The 20,591-nt window shown below is 61.6% G+C and carries 18 protein-coding genes; 14 read left to right on the top strand and 4 right to left on the bottom strand.

All coding sequences use genetic code 11. The features are described from left to right. Positions 1 to 89 precede the first annotated feature (89 nt). Complete coding sequence (locus ACIQ17_RS10965; RefSeq protein ID WP_398468350.1) at positions 90 to 1,148, top strand: glycosyltransferase family 4 protein; 1,059 nt, start codon at positions 90 to 92, stop codon at positions 1,146 to 1,148. Here the strand turns inward: ACIQ17_RS10965 and ACIQ17_RS10960 are convergent. Both ACIQ17_RS10960 and waaF read right to left on the bottom strand, forming a co-directional pair. Then, positions 1,130 to 1,663, bottom strand: coding sequence for a D-glycero-alpha-D-manno-heptose-1,7-bisphosphate 7-phosphatase (locus ACIQ17_RS10960; RefSeq protein ID WP_398468348.1), 534 nt, complete (start codon positions 1,661 to 1,663; stop codon positions 1,130 to 1,132). The genes ACIQ17_RS10965 and ACIQ17_RS10960 overlap by 19 nt on opposite strands. Then, entirely contained in the window at positions 1,660 to 2,733 is a 1,074-nt protein-coding gene (waaF, locus tag ACIQ17_RS10955) for a lipopolysaccharide heptosyltransferase II (RefSeq protein WP_398468346.1), read from the bottom strand. Before waaF ends, ACIQ17_RS10960 begins: the two co-directional genes overlap by 4 nt. A 177-nt stretch (positions 2,734 to 2,910) precedes the next feature. Here waaF and rfaD point away from each other — a divergent pair, with 177 nt between their 5' ends. The 3 genes from rfaD to ACIQ17_RS10940 are packed head-to-tail and all read left to right on the top strand — an operon-like array spanning position 2,911 to position 7,321. Next, positions 2,911 to 3,891, top strand: a complete 981-nt coding sequence (rfaD, locus tag ACIQ17_RS10950) for an ADP-glyceromanno-heptose 6-epimerase (protein WP_398468344.1) — start codon at positions 2,911 to 2,913, stop codon at positions 3,889 to 3,891. Between the two features lie 18 nt (positions 3,892 to 3,909). Beyond that, positions 3,910 to 5,376, top strand: coding sequence for a D-glycero-beta-D-manno-heptose-7-phosphate kinase (rfaE1, locus tag ACIQ17_RS10945; protein WP_398468342.1), 1,467 nt, complete (start codon positions 3,910 to 3,912; stop codon positions 5,374 to 5,376). 34 nt (positions 5,377 to 5,410) lie between these two features. After that, a complete protein-coding gene (locus ACIQ17_RS10940) occupies positions 5,411 to 7,321 on the top strand; it encodes an SDR family NAD(P)-dependent oxidoreductase (protein ID WP_398468339.1) in 1,911 nt (636 codons plus the stop codon). Here ACIQ17_RS10940 and ACIQ17_RS10935 read toward each other — a convergent pair whose 3' ends face one another. Further along, the gene (locus ACIQ17_RS10935) at positions 7,322 to 8,335 is read right to left on the bottom strand and encodes a glycosyltransferase family 4 protein (RefSeq protein ID WP_398468337.1); all 1,014 of its coding nucleotides are present in this window, start codon (positions 8,333 to 8,335) and stop codon (positions 7,322 to 7,324) included. It lies immediately after the preceding gene. A gap of 208 nt (positions 8,336 to 8,543) precedes the next feature. Here ACIQ17_RS10935 and ACIQ17_RS10930 point away from each other — a divergent pair, with 208 nt between their 5' ends. Beyond that, entirely contained in the window at positions 8,544 to 9,542 is a 999-nt protein-coding gene (locus ACIQ17_RS10930) for an NAD-dependent epimerase (RefSeq protein ID WP_398468335.1), read from the top strand. A 31-nt stretch (positions 9,543 to 9,573) separates the two neighbouring features. Then, a complete protein-coding gene (locus ACIQ17_RS10925; protein ID WP_398468333.1) occupies positions 9,574 to 10,986 on the top strand; it encodes a mannose-1-phosphate guanylyltransferase/mannose-6-phosphate isomerase in 1,413 nt (470 codons plus the stop codon). 25 nt (positions 10,987 to 11,011) lie between these two features. On the opposite strand, the gene ACIQ17_RS10920 is transcribed toward ACIQ17_RS10925, so the two are convergent. After that, positions 11,012 to 11,212, bottom strand: a complete 201-nt coding sequence (locus ACIQ17_RS10920) for a hypothetical protein (RefSeq protein WP_398468331.1) — start codon at positions 11,210 to 11,212, stop codon at positions 11,012 to 11,014. Positions 11,213 to 11,421: 209 nt separating this feature from the next. On the opposite strand from ACIQ17_RS10920, the gene ACIQ17_RS10915 reads away from it, so the two are divergent. The 8 genes from ACIQ17_RS10915 to ACIQ17_RS10880 all read left to right on the top strand — a co-directional run. Continuing rightward, positions 11,422 to 11,721, top strand: coding sequence for a hypothetical protein (locus ACIQ17_RS10915; protein ID WP_398468329.1), 300 nt, complete (start codon positions 11,422 to 11,424; stop codon positions 11,719 to 11,721). 170 nt (positions 11,722 to 11,891) lie between these two features. Then, positions 11,892 to 12,905 (top strand): Gfo/Idh/MocA family oxidoreductase, encoded by a 1,014-nt coding sequence (locus ACIQ17_RS10910; protein ID WP_398468327.1) that lies wholly within the window; start codon positions 11,892 to 11,894, stop codon positions 12,903 to 12,905. Between the two features lie 73 nt (positions 12,906 to 12,978). After that, on the top strand, positions 12,979 to 14,118 hold the full coding sequence (locus ACIQ17_RS10905; RefSeq protein WP_398468325.1) for a DegT/DnrJ/EryC1/StrS family aminotransferase: 1,140 nt from the start codon (positions 12,979 to 12,981) through the stop codon (positions 14,116 to 14,118). A gap of 159 nt (positions 14,119 to 14,277) precedes the next feature. Next, positions 14,278 to 15,810 (top strand): murein biosynthesis integral membrane protein MurJ, encoded by a 1,533-nt coding sequence (murJ, locus tag ACIQ17_RS10900; RefSeq protein ID WP_398468323.1) that lies wholly within the window; start codon positions 14,278 to 14,280, stop codon positions 15,808 to 15,810. Between the two features lie 101 nt (positions 15,811 to 15,911). Next, complete coding sequence (locus ACIQ17_RS10895) at positions 15,912 to 18,209, top strand: xanthine dehydrogenase family protein molybdopterin-binding subunit (protein ID WP_398468321.1); 2,298 nt, start codon at positions 15,912 to 15,914, stop codon at positions 18,207 to 18,209. A gap of 101 nt (positions 18,210 to 18,310) precedes the next feature. After that, entirely contained in the window at positions 18,311 to 18,757 is a 447-nt protein-coding gene (locus ACIQ17_RS10890; RefSeq protein WP_398468319.1) for a c-type cytochrome, read from the top strand. A 109-nt stretch (positions 18,758 to 18,866) separates the two neighbouring features. Continuing rightward, positions 18,867 to 19,787, top strand: a complete 921-nt coding sequence (locus ACIQ17_RS10885) for a c-type cytochrome (protein WP_398468317.1) — start codon at positions 18,867 to 18,869, stop codon at positions 19,785 to 19,787. 176 nt (positions 19,788 to 19,963) lie between these two features. After that, the coding region (locus tag ACIQ17_RS10880) for a DMT family transporter (protein WP_398468315.1) at positions 19,964 to 20,591 on the top strand (628 nt) is incomplete at its 3' end.

Raw genomic sequence — 20,591 nt, 5'->3', positions numbered from 1 at the left:
AGACGATAGACGTTTTGCGATGAAGGGCGGGTTTCGGCGTGGGGTTACTGGTCTCTATGCTTAATGTTGCGTATAGGAACCGGAGCGAAATGGAGTTCTCTGTGCCGATTGCAGGCAAAACAGCTGGAAAGTTGCAGTTGATCATCACCAATCTGCATTGGCGCTATTCCGGTGTGACGGCGACGAACCGCATGGTGGCGCCAAAACTTGCCTCCATGATCGAGGCGGCGTGGCTGGGCTCGGACATTCCTACCGGCATTTCGCGTCTGAGCGTCGGCGGGTTGCTCAAACTGTGGATGCGGCGAACGCCTATCATCTGGCATGCGCGACGCAACAACGAGATGATCGCCGGTGTCTTTCTCCGTGCGCTCGGCTGGCCGTTGAAACTGCTCTTTACTTCGGCGGCGCAGCGGCATCACAGCTGGATCACGCGCTGGCTGATCCGCCGTATGGATGCAATCATCGCGACATCAGATGCCTCGGCATCCTATCTCAAGCGTGAGGCGACGGTGGTGACGCATGGCGTCGACACGGATCGCTATGCACCGCCGGCGGATCGTGCTGCGGCCTTCGCTGAAGCAAAGCTGCCAGGGCGCTATGTGATCGGCTGCTTCGGTCGCGTCCGCGCGCAGAAGGGCACCGATCTGTTCGTTGACGCCATGTGCAAGCTGCTGCCGCAGCATCCCGACTTTTCCGCGGTGATCGTCGGCGCGATCACGCCGGATCAAACCGGATTTGCCAATGAACTGCGCAGGAAGATCGCGGAAGCCGGTCTGCAGGACCGCATCGTCATCACCGGCGAGTTGCCGATTGCGGAGGTCGAGAGCTGGTATCGTCGCCTGACGATCTACGCCTTCACCTCGCGCAATGAGGGCTTTGGGCTGACATTGATTGAGGCGATGTCGGTCGGCGCAGTGCTGGTCGCAACCCGCGCCGGCGCTGCCGAGATTGTCGTGGAGGATGGCGTCACGGGGACGCTCGTGCCGACAGGCGACGCAAAGGCACTGGCGGATGCGATTGAGCCATTGATGCGTGATCCCGAAGCGGCGCGGGCAATGGGCATGCGTGGACGCCAGCGTGTGCTCGACAGGTTCAGTCTGGATGCCGAAGCGCGCAACATCGCTGCGGTTTATCGCAGACTGATCTGACCTTTCAGGATCTCGGCCACGAAGGCATCGAGATCGCCGCCCGCGAACAGAAATCCCGGGAGATGCGCGGCCTTGGCGGCTTCAATGTCGCTGTCGCGATCGCCAATGACGAAGCTGCCCTTGGCGATCACCGGCCAATGCTGCATCAGATCCAGGATCATGCCGGGCTTTGGTTTCCGCCACGGATGATCTTCGAGATAGCCTTCAACCGTACCGCTTGGATGATGCGGGCAGTAGCGCACGTCATCGATCACAGCGCCATCCCTGGCGAGTTCGCTGCGCATCCAGTCGAGCAGTGCGTTGAGTTCGGCTTCGGTGAAGTAACCGCGCGCGACGCCGGATTGATTGGTGAAAACGAACACGTGGTAGCCGGCATCGTTGAGCCGTTTTACCGCCTTGGCGGCGTTCGGCATCCACCGGATTTTCTCGGGATGACCGACATAGTTGTCGTCATAATTCAGCACGCCGTCGCGATCGAGAATGGCTGCAGGTTTCGGCTGCTTGATCGAGGTCATGAGGACACGCCGTCGGCTTCGGCTTTTGCCATCACGCTCTCTATGACATCAGCGACATCCAGGGCCGGGATGTCGCGCATGCAGGCGTGGTTGTTCATGTGGCAGACCGGGGTGTGGCAGGGCTGACAGGGCACGATCGTCCTGGTCTGCACAGTGGCGGCGAGCGGATTGAGCGGACCCCATAGATGCGGGCTGGTCGGGCCAAAAATGCCGATGGTCGGCGTGCCGACGGCGGCCGCGATGTGCATCAGGCCGGAATCATTGGCGACCGCGGCCTTGGCGGCAGCCATGCCGATCACACCATTGCGCAGGTCGTTCGTGGTCAGGTCGCGCGACTTGGGGCCGGCTGCGGCGATGATCTCATTGGCGAGTTCCTTCTCACCGGGCCCGCCGATCACCCAGACGTCGTAGCCACGCCCCACGAGCAGCTTGGCGACCTCAGGATAATAGGTCCAGCGCTTGGAGGAGCCGACCGAGCCCGGACCGAGGGCCACGGCGGGGCCGGTTCCAAGTCCGTTGTTGGCTCGCCAGCGGGCGATTTCATCCGCAGGAACGCGAAAGTCCGGGACCGGCCAATCGGTCGGCAGTTCCGTGCCCGGCGGCAGTGCCAGCGCACATTTCCGGTCGATCATGCGCTCGAGCTTCTTTTCGCCCCAGCGCCAGTCGTTCAGCAGGCCAAAGCGCGCCTCGCCGACAAAGCCGACGCGCTCGGGAATTCCGGCAAGGGTCGGGGCGAGGGCGGATTTCCATGTCCGCGGCATGATCAACGCGGTCCCATAGTTCCGCTCGCGCATGAGGGACGCGAGTTCCCATTGTTTTGCGATCGCAAGCCGGCTGCGCGGAAGGTCCCAGACGATAGCGGAGCGCACGCCCGGCATATAGTCCACCAGCGGGGCCACCAGCTTGGTCACCAGCAGGTCAATCGGCCGGTTCGGCCAGCGCCGCTTCAGGACCCGCACGACCGTATGCCCGCGAACGAAGTCGCCGATCCACATATAGGGCACAATCAGGATCGGGCGGGTGTCTGTCGCATCCACCGTCACGCCCGGATATGGGGTATTTCCATTCATGTTTCAAAGGCTTCGCGTATTGCTAGGGGCCAGTCGGTAGCCGGTCCGGGACGGCGGGACAAGCGTTTTGGAAGAAAGCCGGCAATGTCCCTATCGGAATGAGATACCCGGCCCAATAAGTTGCCTGCCGGGCTGGAGTGGGGCAAAGGTGGCGGCCAAGATGCAAGTGGGGGCTTCATGCTGCTCGTGACCGGAGGGGCCGGTTTTATCGGATCGAATGTGGTGGCTGCGCTGAATGAAGCCGGCCGCGCCGATGTGGCCGTGTCCGATTTTCTCGGCCATGACGGCAAGTGGCGAAATCTGGCCAAGCGGCAACTCGCCGATGTGGTGCCTCCCGCTGACCTGATGGACTGGCTCAAGGGGCGTCGGCTCGATGCCGTCATCCATATGGGGGCGATTTCCGAAACCACAGCCACCGACGGCGACCTGGTCATCGAGACCAATTTCCGCCTCTCCATGCGGCTGCTCGACTGGTGCACTGCCCATGGCGTGCCGCTGATCTATGCATCTTCGGCGGCGACCTATGGCGATGGCGGCCAAGGGTTTCGCGACGCCGACACCGTGCCGGAGCTGAAAACGCTGCGGCCCATGAATCTCTATGGCTGGAGCAAGCATCTGTTCGACCTTGCCCTTGCCGAGCGAGTTGCTAAAGGCGGCCAGATGCCGCCACAATGGGCGGGCTTGAAGTTCTTCAACGTGTTCGGCCCGAACGAGTATCACAAGGGCGGCATGATGAGCGTGCTGACCAGGCGTTTCGACGATATCAAGGCCGGTCACGGCATCCAGCTGTTCAAGTCGCACCGCGACGGCATCGCCGATGGCGACCAGCGCCGTGACTTCATCTATGTGGAGGATGTCGTCCGCGTCATCATGTGGCTGCTGGCGACTCCGCGTGTGAGCGGCATCTACAATGTCGGTACCGGCACGGCGCGCAGCTTCAAGGATCTGATGCTGGCGGCCTATGCGGCTCTCGGCACTGCGCCCAACATCGACTATATCGATATGCCCGAGCAGATTCGCGGCAGCTATCAATACTTTACACAGAGCGAAGGCGATCGGTTGCGGGCCGCCGGATACAATGGCGGTTTCACCCGTCTGGAGGATGCGGTGATGAACTATGTGACGCACTATCTCGATACGCCTGATCGCTTTCGCTGACACCCAGGTTCCGGTGTGATGTTCGACTTTGACGCCTTGTCTCGTGAGTTCCCGAAGCAGACCGTGCTCTGCATCGGTGATCTCATGCTGGACGAATTCGTCTATGGCGAAGTGTCACGTATTTCACCGGAAGCACCGACACCGGTGATCGCTGCGCAACGAAGCGAGATTGTTGTTGGTGGTGCCGGCAACGTGGCGCGCAATATCGCGGCACTGGGGGCCAAATGCATCTTTGTCGGCCTGATCGGCGCCGACGATGCGGCGGAGGTGCTGAAACGGCGTCTCGCGCAGGAGGGGGGCATCGAGCCGCTGCTGGTAAGTGACTTATCGCGCCCGACCACGCGAAAAGTGCGATTCGTCTCGGAGCATTTCTCGACGCATATGCTGCGCGCCGACTGGGAGCTGGCAGTGCCTGCCTCGGTCGAGATCGAGAAGCAGCTGCTCGACGCGATCCTGTCGCAGATCGCGCGTGTCGATATCGTTTTGCTGTCGGATTATGCCAAGGGCGTGCTGACCGCACGGGTGATCCGCAATGTCATCGATGCCGCGAAGACGCAGGGCAAGCGGGTCATCGTCGATCCGAAGAGTGCGAATTTTGCGATCTATCGCGGCGCGACGCTGTTGACGCCGAACCGCAAGGAGTTCGCCGAGGCAACCCGCAGCCGGGTGGACACCGACATCAGTAGCGCAGTCGCGCAGGAAGCGATGATTCTTGCCGACTGCTCGGCGATGCTGGTGACCCAGAGTGAACATGGCATGACGCTTGTGGCGCGCGATGGTGACACGATCCACGTGCCGGCGCTGCCAGCGAAGGTGCGCGACGTATCGGGCGCAGGAGACACAGTGGCGGCAATGCTGGCCGTGGCGCTCGCGGCCGGCGCGGACTGGGAAGCAGCGCTTCGTCTCGCGTCAGCCGCTGCCTCCGTGGCTGTCGGCAAGAAGGGGACTGCGGTGGTGCTGCCGGAAGAGTTGCGTCGCAAGATGTTGCCGGCCGCGACGTTGGCCGCTGAAGACAAGATCGTGGCACCCCGCGATCTCGCAGCCCGGCTGGACGGTTGGCGCCACGAGGAGGTGCGGATCGGCTTTACTAATGGCTGCTTCGATATCCTGCATCCAGGTCATGTGAAGGTGCTCACCGCGGCGCGCGCGACCTGCGACCGCCTTGTCGTTGGCCTCAACAGCGACGCGTCGGTGAAACGACTGAAGGGACTGGATCGCCCCGTGCAGAATGAGCGGGCGCGTGCCGAAGTGCTCGCGGCGCTCGAGGCCGTCGATCTCGTGGTGATCTTCGAGGAGGACACGCCGATCAATCTGATCAAGGCCATCCTGCCGGCGACCCTTGTAAAGGGCGGTGACTACACCCGCGAACAAGTGGTCGGACACGAGATCGTTGCCGCGAATGGCGGTGAAGTGGTCATCGTCGATATTCTGCAAGGCCACAGCACGACCTCGCTTGTCGAGCGGGCAAAGCGCGGCCACTCCTAGAATTAAGACAATCTACTCTCAATTCGGTGCCTAGATGAATCGCATACTGCAACTAACCTGGCGGAACTGGCTGATTGCGCTCCATGATGCGATCGTGACCGCGCTCGCGGTCGTGCTGAGTTTCGTTCTGCGGTTTGACGGGGAGAATTTGTTCGAACGCTTGCCGTTGCTCCTGAAGATCCTGCCTTATTTTGTCTTGTTCAGCGTTGCCGTCTGCTACGTTTTTAATCTTACAACCACGAAGTGGCGCTTCATTTCGCTTCCGGACTTGCTCAACATCCTGCGCGCTGCGTCGGTGCTGACGGTTGCATTGCTTGTTCTTGACTATATTTTTCTGGCTCCGAACATCTATGGAGCTTTCTTTCTCGGCAAGACAACCATCGTCATATATTGGTTCCTGGAAGTCTTCATGCTCAGTGGTACGCGGTTGGCTTATCGCTATTTCCGCTACACGAGGACGCGAAATCAGGCGCGAGTTACCAACGCTGCTCCAACACTGTTGATCGGGCGGGCCGCGGATGCCGAGGTGTTTCTCCGCGGTATCGAAAGTGGAGCGGTCAAGCGCCTATGGCCGGTTGGTATTCTCTCCCCGGCTATGTCCGACCGCGGTCAGACAATTCGCGGCGTGCCGGTTCTCGGCAGAATCGACGATCTTGGCAATGTGGTCGACGACTTTAAGGGGCGTGATCGTCCCATCCATCGAGTCGTCATGACGCCGTCCGCTTTCAGCGATGACGCACAGCCTGAGGCGATCCTGATGCGGGCCCGCAAGCTCGGGCTCGAAGTCAGTCGCATCCCCTCATTGGAAGAGAGCCGTGATCGTCCGCAATTGGCGCCCGTGGCGGTAGAGGACCTACTGTTGCGACCGAGTGTCAAGATCGATTACGATCGCCTCGAAAAGTTCATTCGCGGCAAAGCGATCGTGGTGACCGGCGGTGGCGGCTCGATCGGTTATGAAATGTGCGATCGTGTGGTGACGTTCGGAGCGTCGCGACTGCTGGTGATTGAGAATTCGGAGCCGGCGCTTCATGCAGCATTGGAGAAGCTGGCCGAGAAGGTGAAGACCGCGAATATCGAAGGGCGCATCGCCGATGTCCGCGATCGTGCCCGTATTCATCAGTTGCTGAGGGCGTTCAAGCCGGACGCGGTCTTCCACGCCGCGGCGCTCAAGCATGTGCCGATCCTCGAGCGCGATTGGGGCGAGGGCGTCAAAACCAATATCTTCGGTTCGGTCAACGTGGCGGACGCCGCGCTGGCCGCGGGTGCAGAAGCGATGGTGATGATCTCCACCGACAAGGCCATCGAGCCGGTCTCCATGCTCGGCCTCACCAAGCGATTTGCTGAGATGTACTGTCAGGCACTTGATGGTGCTCTGCCGGCCCGATCTGCCGGGAAGCCGCCGATGCGTATCATTTCGGTGCGCTTCGGGAATGTGCTGGCGTCGAATGGGTCGGTGGTGCCGAAGTTCAAAGCTCAGATCGAGGCGGGTGGCCCCGTCACGGTGACGCATCCGGACATGGTTCGCTACTTCATGACCATTCGTGAAGCGTGCGATCTGGTCGTGACGGCAGCCACGCATGCCATGAGTTCGCAACATGCCGATGCCTCGGTTTACGTGCTCAGCATGGGGCAGCCGGTGAAGATCGTCGATCTGGCCGATCGAATGATCCGTCTGTCCGGCCTGCAACCCGGTTACGATATCGACGTGGTGTTCACGGGTATTCGGCCGGGCGAGAGGATGCACGAAATTCTGTTCGCCAAGCAGGAGCCGACCAGCGAGATCGGGGTTGCCGGTGTTATGGCTGCCCGTCCAAACGAATTGCCGCTCGAGACCATCAATGGATGGCTCGATACGCTGAGATCAGCCATCGATGCCGATCAGCAGGATATCGTGGTGGCAACGCTGAAGTCAGCGGTGCCGGAATATCAGATCGAACCGCATTGATCAGCGCGCCAGCGGTGTCGCGAAGCGGCGGAGTAACAGGGTGACCGATGCTCCGCCGACGGCCAGCAGAATGACGTCGGCCGACGCCGAGTTCAGGTAGAGCGAGAGTCCGGCCAGGGTGGCTAGGCCGATGTTCAGCACGAACACATTCGCGACCACTGTGATCACTGCAAAACCGTTGTCGGTGGCGCGCTGATAGAAGTGGGAGCGGTGTGCGAGCCAGAACGGTTCACGCCTTGCGAGGCGGCGGAGCAAGGTCACAGTAGCATCGGCGAGGTAGTAGAGTGGAAGCAGAATCGCGGCGGTCAAATGCCCGGCGAGCGCCAGTTGCAGGAAGCACCACGCCAGCAATAGGCCGATAGGAAGGCTCCCTACATCGCCGAGAAACATTTTCGCGACAGGTCTGTTGAACGGGGCGAAGCCGATCATGGCGCCGCAAAGGGCCGCTGCCAGCAGGGCGGTCGACAATGACAGCGTGGCTGTAATGCCCATCATCGCCAAAGCGGCGGTGATAGGCACGACCTCCGCAACGGTGATCCAGTCCAGCCCGTCCATGAAGTTTGTCAGATTGACGAACCACAAAGCCGCCAGCAGAAGGATCGCTCGCTCGCACCAGAGCGGAAGGGTCGGCACAATCTGAAGATCTTCTGGCAGCGCAAGCAGGATGACGAAAATACATAATGCCTGCATCCCGAAGCGCGGTATCACCGGCAAAGGGCGGAGATCGTCCACCGCACCGACGCCTGCGATCACGACAGTCGCTCCGATCAGGACCCAGAGTTGGGGCGTCAGGCCGGACTGCCACGCAATGGCAGCACCGGCGATGACCAGAGCGGTTGCAATGACTGCGATACCCGCACCTTGCGGTGTCGGGACCTTGTGAGAAGAGCGTGCGTTCGGCCGTGCCAGCGCGTAACGAACGAGCAGCGGGTGAATGGCCCGGATGCATAGGTTGGTTACGATAACGGCCGCGACAAGCGTCGCGAGCGTGGTGATCAGTTCGGATGGCGACATCGGGATGACAGAATGACGAGGGATTCGGATGATTCTAGGAGCTATGCGTAGATGTTGTCATAGCGGAAATATCCGGCATGGCCACAGCAAGGAGGTCGCGGTTCTGACGCAATCGGATGCTGCGATGCGGTATTCCGAGCATGTGGCTATTGGAATACGATATGGATAGCCGTGCAATGTGGCTCATCTGGTCTAATCTGGGGACACGATGTCTGAACCCTCCATTCTCGTCACCGGAGCTGCGGGCTTCATTGGCTTTCATGTCGTGCGTCAGTTGCTGGGCGAAGGGCACACGGTCATCGGGCTCGACAGCGTCAATAGCTATTATGAGCCGACCCTGAAAGAGGCTCGTCTCGCCCAACTGGCGGGCGCGCCGAATTTCACTTTCATCAAGGCCGACCTTGCCGATCGACAGGCGTTGCTCGCCCTGATGGCCGAGCACAGATTTCCGGTCGTGATCCATCTCGCTGCGCAGGCCGGCGTGCGTTACTCTATCGAGAATCCGCATGCTTATGCCGATGCCAATCTCGAAGGCTTTCTGAATATCCTCGAAGGTTGCCGTCACAACGGCTGCAAGCACTTGCTCTATGCGTCGTCATCGTCCGTTTATGGTGCGAACAAGAAGAAGCCGTTCTCCGTCAGTGATCGGGTCGATAATCCCGTCAGTCTCTATGCCGCGACCAAGAAGGCGAATGAGCTGATGGCACATTCCTACAGCCATCTCTATCGGCTGCCGACGACGGGCCTGCGTTTCTTCACGGTCTATGGTCCGTGGGGCCGGCCGGACATGGCCTATTTCATTTTCACCAAGGCAATCATCGAGAAACAGCCGATCAAGCTGTTCAATTACGGCGACATGCGGCGCGATTTCACGTTCGTCACGGACGTCGTCTCCGCGATTGGGCGCCTGATCGAAAATGTCCCTGCTGGCAACGGCGATGAGGCTCCGGCCCACATCTACAATGTCGGCAACAACAAGCCCGAACAATTGATGCGGCTGGTCCAGGTCATCGAAAAAGAACTGGGGCTCGAGGCGGTCAAGACGATGCTGCCGATGCAGCCGGGTGATGTGGAGGAAACGTTTGCCGATGTCGACGATCTCATGCGCGATGTCGGGTTCAAGCCGGATACGCCGATCGAGGAAGGGATCCGGCAGTTTGTTGCCTGGTATCGGAACTACTATGGCAATTTGAATCCCGGCGGGTAAAAATGAGCATGCCAGTGAAAGAGATCGAACCATGAGCAAGCGCATCATTCCCCTGATCATGTGCGGCGGCGCCGGGACGCGGCTGTGGCCGTCGTCGCGGGAGGGGCGGCCAAAGCAGTTCTTGCCACTGTTCGGACCGCGCTCGACATTTCAGGACACCATCCAGCGCATCGCAGACCCCGCATTGTTCGATCGACCCATCGTCATCACCAGCGAGGCCTATCGCTTCATGGTGCGCGAGCAATTGGCCGAAATCGGGCACGAGGCCGATATCCTGCTCGAACCCGCGCGGCGCGATTCCGGCCCGGCCATTGCGGCAGGTGCCGCCTTTGCGCTGACCCGTGACAGTGATGCTGTGGTGCTGGCGCTGGCCGCTGATCACGTCGTCCGCGACGTGCCTGCATTCGTCGCCGCCTGCCGTGCCGGGCTCGTCGAGGCCGACCACGGCCATATCGTGACGTTCGGCGTCACGCCCGAGCGACCGGCGGTCGAGTACGGTTACATCTCGCCGGGTGATGGACTTTCCGGTGCGGTCAAGCGCGTTGCCAAGTTCGTCGAGAAGCCGGATCTGCCGACAGCCACGCGTTATGTCGAGGCGGGCTATCTCTGGAATAGCGGAAACTTCATGTTCCGCGCCGCCACGCTGCTCGATGAATATCGCGCGGTTGATGCGGACAGCGTCGCGACGATCTCGCATGCCGTGACCAACGCCGGCCGCGATCTTGGTTTCTTCACCCTGAATGCGGATGCCTTCAAGCAGGCGCGTTCCATCTCGATCGACTACGCCGTGATGGAAAAGACGGCGAAAGCTGCCGTCGTGCCGGTCTCGTGCGGCTGGTCCGATGTCGGCTCCTGGCTTGCTGTGTGGGAATTGTCCGACAAGGATGCCAATGGCAATGCGGCGCAGGGCGTCGCGGTGTTCGAGGACGCCCGCAACTGCAATGTCGCCAGCGATGGTCCGGTGGTGGCGATCGAGGGCGTGGACGATCTCGTGGTCGTTGCCACGCAGGACGCGGTGCTGGTGTCGCGGCAGAAAGACGCCAACAATTTGAAACGCCTGGTGGCCAAACTGAAAGTTGCCGCACCACGCGTGACCGAGGATCATCTCAAGACCCACCGGCCATGGGGATCGGTGCAGGCGCTGGAGAATGGGGAGCGCTATCAGGTCAAACGTCTGGTGGTGAAGGCCGGCGAGCGGATGTCGCTGCAGATGCATCATCACCGTTCCGAACACTGGATCGTCGTGCGTGGCACGGCCAAGGTGACGCTCAACGACGAGGTGCGGACGATGCAGGAGAACGAGTCGATCTACATTCCGATCGGCGTTTCGCACCGGCTGGAAAACCCCGGCAGGATCCCGCTCGAACTCATTGAAGTCCAGACCGGAAGTTATCTCGGAGAGGACGACATTGTTCGCATCGAGGATGACTACAAACGGACCTGACATTGAGACGGCAGATTGCCGGTCATCATGTTGGTTGGCGGAGTGGGATGAACTTCTTGTAAATCCATCGGCGTCCGTCATGGCGGCGCCAGACCTGTCCATGAACCAGCCGTCCTGCAATGGACCGCCGCGGAATCAGCACATTCCACGGATGCCAGACCGCCGACCAGTCGGCCCGCGATTTGAGCCTGAGAAGACGCAGATGGTTTTCGCTGTCGGCGAACATGACAATCCTCGGTGCGTTGCGGCCGTAGCATCCACAACTTTCCGCACGTGGCCGGACTGTTCAATCGCGAACCGAATTTAACCTAACCAATCAAGGTTACCGGCACGGCGAAGGAGAGCGCGGCGACGCGTTCCTCGCAATTTGATGGATAAGCCGACGCCTGCCGCGTAAACTGCCGGTATCGTTCTTCGCGGCCCAGGCAATTTTCGGTGAAAATCTTTACCCTCGAAATCGATGGACGGCCGACCTTGGTCTTCGATGCCGCGAGTATCGAGGAAGCAAACGGCATTTGCGCACTGCCCGAGTTCCGCGCCGATCTCGGCGAATTGAAGCGGCAGGGCCAGCCGCTATTCGGCGACGTCGCGGTGTTCGCTGCGCGGGCTGCGACCGCGCTCGAATCGGCAGCGTTCAACCACGCCGTGATGAGCGCAGGGCCCGCAGACGGGCCGACCATGGCGTTCCTGGTGCCTGTCGACGGGATGGTCGTGACGATTATCCAGCCGGAATGATGGATGCAGGTCCTGGGCGGCTGAAAATGCCGATTTTGCTGGTGTTCCGGCGTGTAATTCTCTGAATCAAAACGTGTTTGGATGGCTGGTTTGCTGCATCGCCACAATTGTGGCGTCATGTTAGGACACCCGCACGCGCTGGGATGGGCGTGATTTGACGGGATAAAGTAATGGTTTCGAGCGGTTCCAAAGCAGTCAGCGGAGATCAGGCGCGCGTGCTGCGTGTCGGCGTGGTTGGCGCCGGCATCATGGGGACGAATCACGGCCGCGTGCTGGCCGGGCTGCCGGGCGTGGACATGGTCGGTATCGTCGATCCTCTGGCCGAGCATCGGACCCGTGCCGAGAACCATGTCGGCTGCAAGACCTTCGCAGACATCGATGCGCTGTTCGCTGCCGGTGTCGATGCAGCGGTCATCGCAGCGCCGACACACCTCCATCACGAGGTTGCGCTCGCTTGCATCGCCAAGGGCATTCATGTGCTCGTCGAAAAGCCGGTCGCTTCGACGGTGGACGAGGGACGCGAGATCGTTGCCGCCGCCAGCAAGGCCGGCGTGACCTTGATGGTCGGCCATGTCGAGCGCTTCAATCCGGCGGTGGCCGCGGTCAAAAAGGCGATCGCGGGCGAGGACATTCTCTCCATCGGCATCACCCGCGTCGGTCCGTTCCCGCCGCGCATGTCGAATGTCGGCGTGGTCATCGACCTTGCGGTGCATGACATCGATCTGATCCGCTGGTTCACCGAAAGCGACATCGTGGAAGTACAGCCGCAGCTCGCTTCCGCCATCGCCGAGCGTGAGGATATTGCGCTGCTCCAGTTCCGCACAGCCTCGGGCGTGCTCGCCCATATCAACACCAACTGGCTGACGCCGTTCAAGGCGCGCACGGTGACGGTGGCGACGCGCGGGAAGTATGTGACCGGCGATCTGCTCACCCGTCAGGTCACCGAATGTTTCGGCTTCAAGACCGATGGCAGCTATTCCATGCGCCATCTGCCGGTCGGGCAGGACGAGCCGCTGCGTGCTGAGCTTACCGCTTTCCTCGACGCCGTACGCACGGGCGGCGTGCCGGCCGTAACCGGCGAGGAGGGTGTCGCCTCGCTGGAAATCGCGATCCAGTGCCTGGAAGCGCCGAAAACCCAGGCCGCCAAGGCGCCGGGTTCGGTGCCGCGCAAGGCCGTGGGCTGAGCGCATGTCATCTCCGGCGCCCCTCGGGGCGCCGGCTTAGATTCAACGATCTTTTCCGCACACAGGCTCCTTGATGAACCAGCACACCCCCGTTCCCTTCATCGACCTCAATGCTCAGCGTCAGCGTCTGGGATCGTCTGTCGATGAGGCCGTCACCCGCGTGCTCAATCACTGCCAGTTCATCAACGGACCCGAAGTCACTAAGCTGGAGGCCGAACTCGCGAAGTATTGCGGCGCCAGGCATGTGATCAGCTGTGCCAGCGGCACCGACGCGCTGGTGATGGTGTTGATGGCCAAGGGCATCGGCCCTGGCGATGCCGTGCTATGCCCATCCTTCACTTTCTGCGCGACCGGTGAAGCCGTTGCGCTGGTTGGCGCGAGCCCGGTCTTCGTTGATGTTGATGAGGCGACATTCAACATCAGCGCCGAATCGGCCAAGCGCGGCGTGATCACGGCGAAAGCCGCCGGCCTCAAGCCGCGGGCGATCATCCCCGTGGATCTGTTTGGCCAGCCTGCCGATCTCGATGCCATCCGTGCGATCGCCGATGCCGAGGGCATGTTCGTGCTCGAGGACTCCGCGCAGGGCTTTGGCGCGACCTATAAAGGCAAGCGCGTCGGTACCTCGGCTCTGGCCACCACCACGAGCTTCTTTCCGGCCAAGCCACTCGGCTGCTTCGGCGACGGGGGCGCCATTTTCACCGATGACGACCAACTCGCCGATACCTTGCGCAGCATCCGCATCCACGGGCAGGGTTCCGACAAATACGACAATGTCCGTCTCGGCATTACTGGCCGTCTTGACACCATTCAGGCAGCCGTCCTGCTGGAAAAGCTGAAGATTTTTGACGACGAGATCGTTGCCCGCAACAAGGTTGCCGATCGCTATGCCCGCAGCCTCGGCAACCTCGTCACGGTGCCGCGCGTCGCCGAGGGCAACACATCGATCTGGGCCTGCTACACGATCCGCCTGCCCAAGGGCACCGACCGTGACGCCTTCGCGAACGCGCTGAAGGCGCAGGGTGTGCCGAGCGCCATCTATTATGCGAAGTCGATGCATATGCAGACGGCTTACAAGGACTATCCGGTCGTCGATGGCGGCCTGCCGGTCTCCGAGGCGCTGTCCGCAGATGTGATCAGCCTGCCGGTCCATGCCTATCTCGACGAAGCCGCACAGGATCGCGTCATCCAGGCCGTGCGCGACGCGCTGGCGTAGCACGGAGCGTGGGGCTCCCTCGCTCAAACTGTCATCACCCGCGAAAGCGGGTAATCCAGTATCCGGCATGGTCCATGTGAATCGTCGGCGCCTGTGTATACTGGGTCACCCGGTCGAGCCGGGTGACGACAAGAGAGTTTGGGGCAGTACACTCACCTGATGCTGGGACGCATTTTCACCGTCGGCGGATATACGCTGCTCTCGCGGATCACCGGATTCGCGCGCGACATCATGCTTGCCGCGATCCTCGGTGCCGGCCCCATCGCCGATGCGTTTTTTGTCGCATTGCGGCTGCCCAACCATTTCCGCGCCATTTTCGCTGAAGGCGCCTTCAATGCGGCTTTCGTGCCGGCCTATGCCCATGTGAGCGGGAAGGGCGGTCAGGACGCCGCGCATCTGTTCGCCGACCGCATTTTCACGCTGCTGTTCGCCTCGCAGGTGGTGCTGCTGGTGCTGGCCATCGTGTTTATGCCGCAGGCCATGACAATCCTCGCGCCGGGCTTCACCGATGATCCCGCCCAGCGCCACCTCGCGATCGAGCTCACGCGCATCACCTTCCCCTATCTACTGCTGATCACGCTGGTGACGCTCTATGGCGGCATGTTGAATGTGATGCAGCGCTTCGCCAGCGCGGCCGCGGCATCCATCTTCCTCAATATCTCGATGATGGCGACACTGGCCCTCGCGGCCTTTTTCCCAAGCGCCGGCCATGCCGCCGCCTGGGGCGTGCTGATTTCCGGCGTGCTGCAATATCTGCTGCTCGCTGGCGACCTGCAGCGCCATGGCGGCCTGCCGCGCTTCGCGCCGTTGCGGCTCGATGAGGACATTCGCGGCTTCTTCCGCGCGCTCGGCCCCGCAACACTGGGCTCCATGGGCACGCAGGTTGCGCTGTTCGCAGATACGATCATCGCCACTTTCCTGCCGGTCGGTGCGCTGTCGGCGCTATATTATGCGGACCGCCTGAACCAGCTTCCCATCGGTGTCATCGGCATCGCCATCGGCACGGTGCTGCTGCCGGAAATGTCGAGGCGGATGGCGGCGAATGATCATGTCGGCGCCATGGGGGCGCAGCGCCGCGCCTTCCTGTTCACGCTGCTGTTCTCGCTGCCCTTCGTCGCTGCCTTCCTCGTGGTGCCCGATGTCATCATGCGCGCGATGTTCGCCCGCGGTGCCTTCAGCAAGGCCGATGCCGCGGTGGCTGCCGCAACGCTCGCGGCCTATGCCATCGCGCTGATCCCATTCGTGATGATCCGCAGTGCGGTTGCGACCTTCAATGCGCGCAAGGATACGACCACGCCGATGATCGCCGCGCTTACCGGCATCGCCGTCAATGTGGTGCTGAAGGTCATGCTGATGGGCTCGCTGGCCCAGATCGGCCTCGCTCTTGGCACCGCGGCAGGAGCGTGGATCAATCTCCTGCTGGTGATCTTCTTCGCGACACGCGCCGGCTATCTGGAATTCGATCGCGCGTTCCTGATCGCGCTGGGCAAGTTCGTCGTTGCAGGCATTGTCCTCGCCGCGGCGCTTTGGGCCACGGCGCGATATGCCGCCGTGCAACTGGCCGAGATGGCCACGCTCCGCGACGAAGCGACGCTGGGCATTCTCATCATCGTGACTTTGATCGTCTATTGCGCATCGATTCTCGCGCTCTTCGGCAAGAGCTGGCTGCGCGATCTGGTGCGCCCGCGCTAGCTCGCACAATCGTGTCCGAGGCTGCGCAGCGATGTTGCGCCGCCCACTTGCCGCCCTCCATCTGCTGTGTAGACTGTTTCTAAATTGCAGTCGGAGGACGTATGGCCCCCATCAAGTTCGGCGTCGGACAGAGTGTCCTGCGCAAGGAAGACGATGCCCTGATCCGCGGCCGTGGCCGCTATACGGATGATCATGCCCCGGCCACCCTGCATGCCCTCGTGCTGCGCTCCCCCCACGCCCATGCGACCTTTGCCATCAATGCCAGTGCGGTCCGCGCGATGCCTGGCATCGCTGCGATCCTGACGGCTGACGATACGAAGGACCTCGGCGGTCTGCCTTGCCTGTTCAATCTTGAGGATCATCCCTTCACCGGTCCGGATTATCCGATCCTTGCCGCGAAGGAAGTGCGCCATGTCGGCGACGCCATTGCCTTCATCGTGGCCGAGACGGTGGAGCAGGCCCGCGACGCCATCGAGGCCATCGAGGTCGAATGGAAGCCGCTACCCTCGGTGAACGGCCTCAACAACGCCGTCGCGAAGGGTGCTCCGCAGGTCTGGGACAAGCATCCCGGAAATGTGCTGTTCGATGTGCCGATCGGCGACAAGAAGAAAGTCGATGAGGTTTTCGCCAAGGCGCCTGTGATCGCTGAGGTGAAGATCGTCAATCCAAGGGTCGTCATCAACTACATGGAGACTCGTGCGGCGATCTGTGAATACGACGCCAAGCGCGATTTCATGACCCTGACCATTGGCAGCCAGGGCAGCCATCGCCTGCGCGACATCCTTTGCGACAATGTCCTGAAGATGCCGAAGGACAAGATGCGCGTGATCAGCCCCGATGTCGGCGGTGGTTTCGGCACGCGGCTGTTTCCCTATCGCGAATATGCGCTGGTGGCCTTTGCCGCCAAGAAGCTCGGCAAGAACGTCAAATGGGCGGCCGATCGCTCGGACCATTTCCTCGGCGACGCGCAGGGCCGTGACAACGTCACCCATGCCCGCATGGCGCTCAGCGAGGACGGCAAGTTTCTTGCCATGGATGTCGATCTGATGGCCGATATGGGCGCCTATCTGTCGACCTTCGGGCCTTACATCCCGCATGGCGGCGCCGGCATGCTGCCGGGGCTTTACGACATCCAGGCTTTCCATTGCCGCGTCCGCACCATCTTCACCAATTCGGTGCCGGTGGATGCCTATCGCGGAGCTGGTCGCCCCGAAGCGGCCTATGTGGTCGAGCGACTTGTTGATCAATGCGCGCGTAAACTCGGTATGTCGCCGGACGCGATCCGCCGCAAGAATTTCATCGCGCCGAAGGCGATGCCGTACAAGACGGCGACTGGCAAGGTTTATGACAGCGGCGATTTCACCGCGCATATGAAGCGCGCGATGGATGTCGCCGGCTGGAAGGAGTTTCCGAAGCGCGCCAAGGCCGCCAAGAAGGACGGTATGGTCCGCGGCATCGGCATGGCCACCTATGTGGAAGTCTGCGGCACCATGGGTGACGAGACCGCCAATGTGGCGCTCGGCGCCGACGGTGACATCACCATCCTGATCGGTACCCAGTCGACCGGGCAGGGCCATCACACCGCCTATGCGCAAATCGTCGCCGAACAGTTCGGTGTCGCGCCGGAGCGTGTGCATATCATTCAGGGCGACACCGCGAAGGTCGCGACCGGCCTCGGTACCGGCGGCTCGGCCTCGATCCCCACTGGCGGCGTCAGCGTGCAACGCGCGACGAAGCAACTCGGCATCAATCTCAAAGAACTCGCAGCCGACGCGCTGGAAACCAGCGTTGCCGATCTCGAGATCGAGGGCGGTGTGGTTCGCATCGCCGGCACCGATCGCTCGGTCTCCTTCGCCGACCTCGCCAAAAAGGCGGATCCTTCCAAGCTCAATGCGTCAGAGACCTTCAGCAGCGCCGATGGCACATTCCCCAATGGCACGCATTCGGTGGAAGTCGAGATCGATCCGTCCACCGGCAAGATCCGTATTGTCAATTACGTCATCGTCGATGACTTCGGCGTCACGCTGAATCCGCTGCTGCTGGCCGGTCAGGTCCATGGCGGCACCATGCAGGGCATCGGACAGGCGTTGATGGAGCAGGCCGTTTATGACCCCAAGGACGGGCAACTCGTCACCGCCACCTTCATGGACTATGCGCTGCCGCGCGCGGAGGATGGTGCGGTGTTTTCGTTCGAGACCCATAACATTCCCTGCACCACGAATCCGATGGGCGTGAAGGGCGCGGGTGAGGCCGGGGCCATCGGCTCGTGCCCGGCGATCATGAACGCGATAATCGAGGGCCTGCATCGCGAATACCGGATCGAGCATATTGACATGCCCGCAACCCCCGAGCGGGTCTGGATGGCGATCCGCGAGCAGGAGCGGCTTCACCGGCTCTGACAGACTGTCGCACTGCCTGCGCCGGAATAGCCGGTGTCAGGCGGGGTTCACACGTTTATTGCACATTAGTCCTAGTCGAATTCCAAAGAAGGAAGGTCTTGATGAAATACGCATTTCTCGTTGCTGGTGTGTTGGCGCTCGGCATTGGCGCCGTGTCGGCCCAGCAGGATATCGTCAAGGACCGTCAGGCCCAGATGAAGGCCACCGGCCGCGCACTCGGCGGTACGCTCAGCGCCATGGCCAAGGGCGACAAGCCCTATGACCAGGCCGCGGTGGATGCGGCCTTCGCGACCCTGACCGAGACCGCCACCAAGCTGCCGGCGCTGTTTGCGGACAGCACCAAGGGTCTGAAGGAAGGCAACGAATATTCGAGCTCGCCAAAAGTGTGGGACGACAAGGCCGGCTTCGCCGCGCATATCGCGGACTTCAGCAAGGCCGTATCCGAGACCAAAGCGAAGGTGAAGGATCTTGACAGCCTCAAGGCCAATGTCGGCGCCATCGGCAAGCAGTGCGGCGCCTGCCACGAGACCTATCGTTTGAAGAGCTGAGGCGACACGTCGCCACAGCGTTGACGTTTTGACGATCCGGCGCGTTGTGTCAGTCCATGATACCGCGTGCGGATCGTCATTCGTTTAAGTCATGAGAACGGACCACCGCGTGCTGAAACGCTTCCTCATCCTCTTCGCGTTCTTCTTTGTCGTCGGCCTCGGCGTCTATTGGTGGCTGACGATCCCCGCGACGGTTGCAGCCAGCACATTGCCGGCGCACACGCCCGATGTTGCGAACGGCAAGATCGTCTTCAATGCCGGCGGCTGTGCCTCATGCCATGCGACGCCCAAGCAGGATGACAAGCTCGCACTCGGCGGTGGACTGCCGCTGACGTCGCCATTCGGCACCTTTTACGCTCCAAACATCTCGCCCGATCCGAATGCCGGCATCGGCCGCTGGAGCGAGGCGGATTTCGTCACGGCGCTGCTCAAGGGCACATCGCCGCAGGGCGAACATTACTTCCCGGCTTTTCCCTACACGTCCTATCAGCGCATGACCTCTGCCGATGCGCGCGATCTGTTCGCCTATATCAAGACCTTGGCGCCGGTGACGACCAAGGCGCCAGATCACTCGGTCGGCTTCCCATTCGATCTTCGCCGCAATCTCGGCGTCTGGAAATTCCTGTTCATGGACGGCCAGCCATTCGTCGCCGACAGCTCAAAGTCCCCACAATGGAATCGCGGTGCCTATCTGGTGAATGCGCTCGGCCACTGTGGCGAATGCCACAGCCCGCGTAATGCGCTGGGCGGCATCGAGGAGAAGCAGCGTTTCGCTGGCGGTCCCAACCCCGAAGGGCAGGGCTGGGTGCCCAATATCACCCAGAAGGGCATCGGCGACTGGAGCGAAAAGGACATTGCCTATTTCCTCAAGACCGGCGAGACGCCGGAAGGCGACACGGCAGGCGGCTCCATGGCACCGGTCATCCGCAACACGACGCAGCTCAGTGATGAGGACCGGGCGGCAATGGCGGCCTACCTGAAGTCGCTGCCGGCGGTGGAGGGGCCGCCGAAGCCGGCGCGGAAGGGGTAAGGCGTCGGCCTCCTGCTTGACGGCGCAGGCAGCGCCTCATCTCCTTCACGCCCTCCACGCATGGAAACCCGCCAAGCCATGTCTCCGCGGTGGTTTTCTCGCGTCTGCTCACATGTTTGTGTGATGCAGCATTTCGCCGTCGGCGATTCCCTGAAATTTCTGTCTCCTGCCTCCCCATGAACATTTTCAAAGCCGTGTCGCTGAAGATCGGCAGCACCATGGCCTTCGCAATGATGGGCGCACTCGGGCGCTATCTTGGCAGTGCTGTTCCGCTCGGCGAGATCGTGTTCTGCCGCGGCTTGTTCGCGCTGATCCCGATCGTGCTGTTCTTCGGCTGGCGAGGCCAGCTGAGCGGCGCACTGCGCACGAGCCGGTTTTCGGCGCATCTGGTGCGCGGCTCCTTCAGCGTGATCGGCACCTTTTGCACCTTCGGCGCGCTGGCGCGCCTGCCGATCGCCGATGTCACCGCCATCGCCTTCATCGCGCCGCTGATCACGGTGGTGTTCGCCGCGATCTTCCTGAAGGAGAAAGTCCACGTCTATCGCTGGTCGGCGGTGGCGGTCGGCTTTTCCGGCGTCATCCTGATGTTGTCGCCTTACTTCCACAATCACGCGGCGCTCGACACTGCGATGACCATTGGTCTCGTGCTGGCCTTGATGAATGCCTTCACCGCCGGCGGCGCCACGATCCAGATCCGCCGGCTCACCTCGACGGAAACGTCCGCCTCGATCGTTGTCATCATGACGCTGATCGTGATGGCCGCCTCGCTGGTCACGGCACCATTCGGCTGGCGCTTGCCGACCG

The sequence above is a fragment of the Tardiphaga sp. genome, assembly GCF_044340795.1.
Lineage (GTDB): Bacteria > Pseudomonadota > Alphaproteobacteria > Rhizobiales > Xanthobacteraceae > Tardiphaga.
The sequence above is the reverse complement of the archived record's forward strand: the minus strand, read 5'-3'. Positions and strand labels throughout refer to the sequence as shown.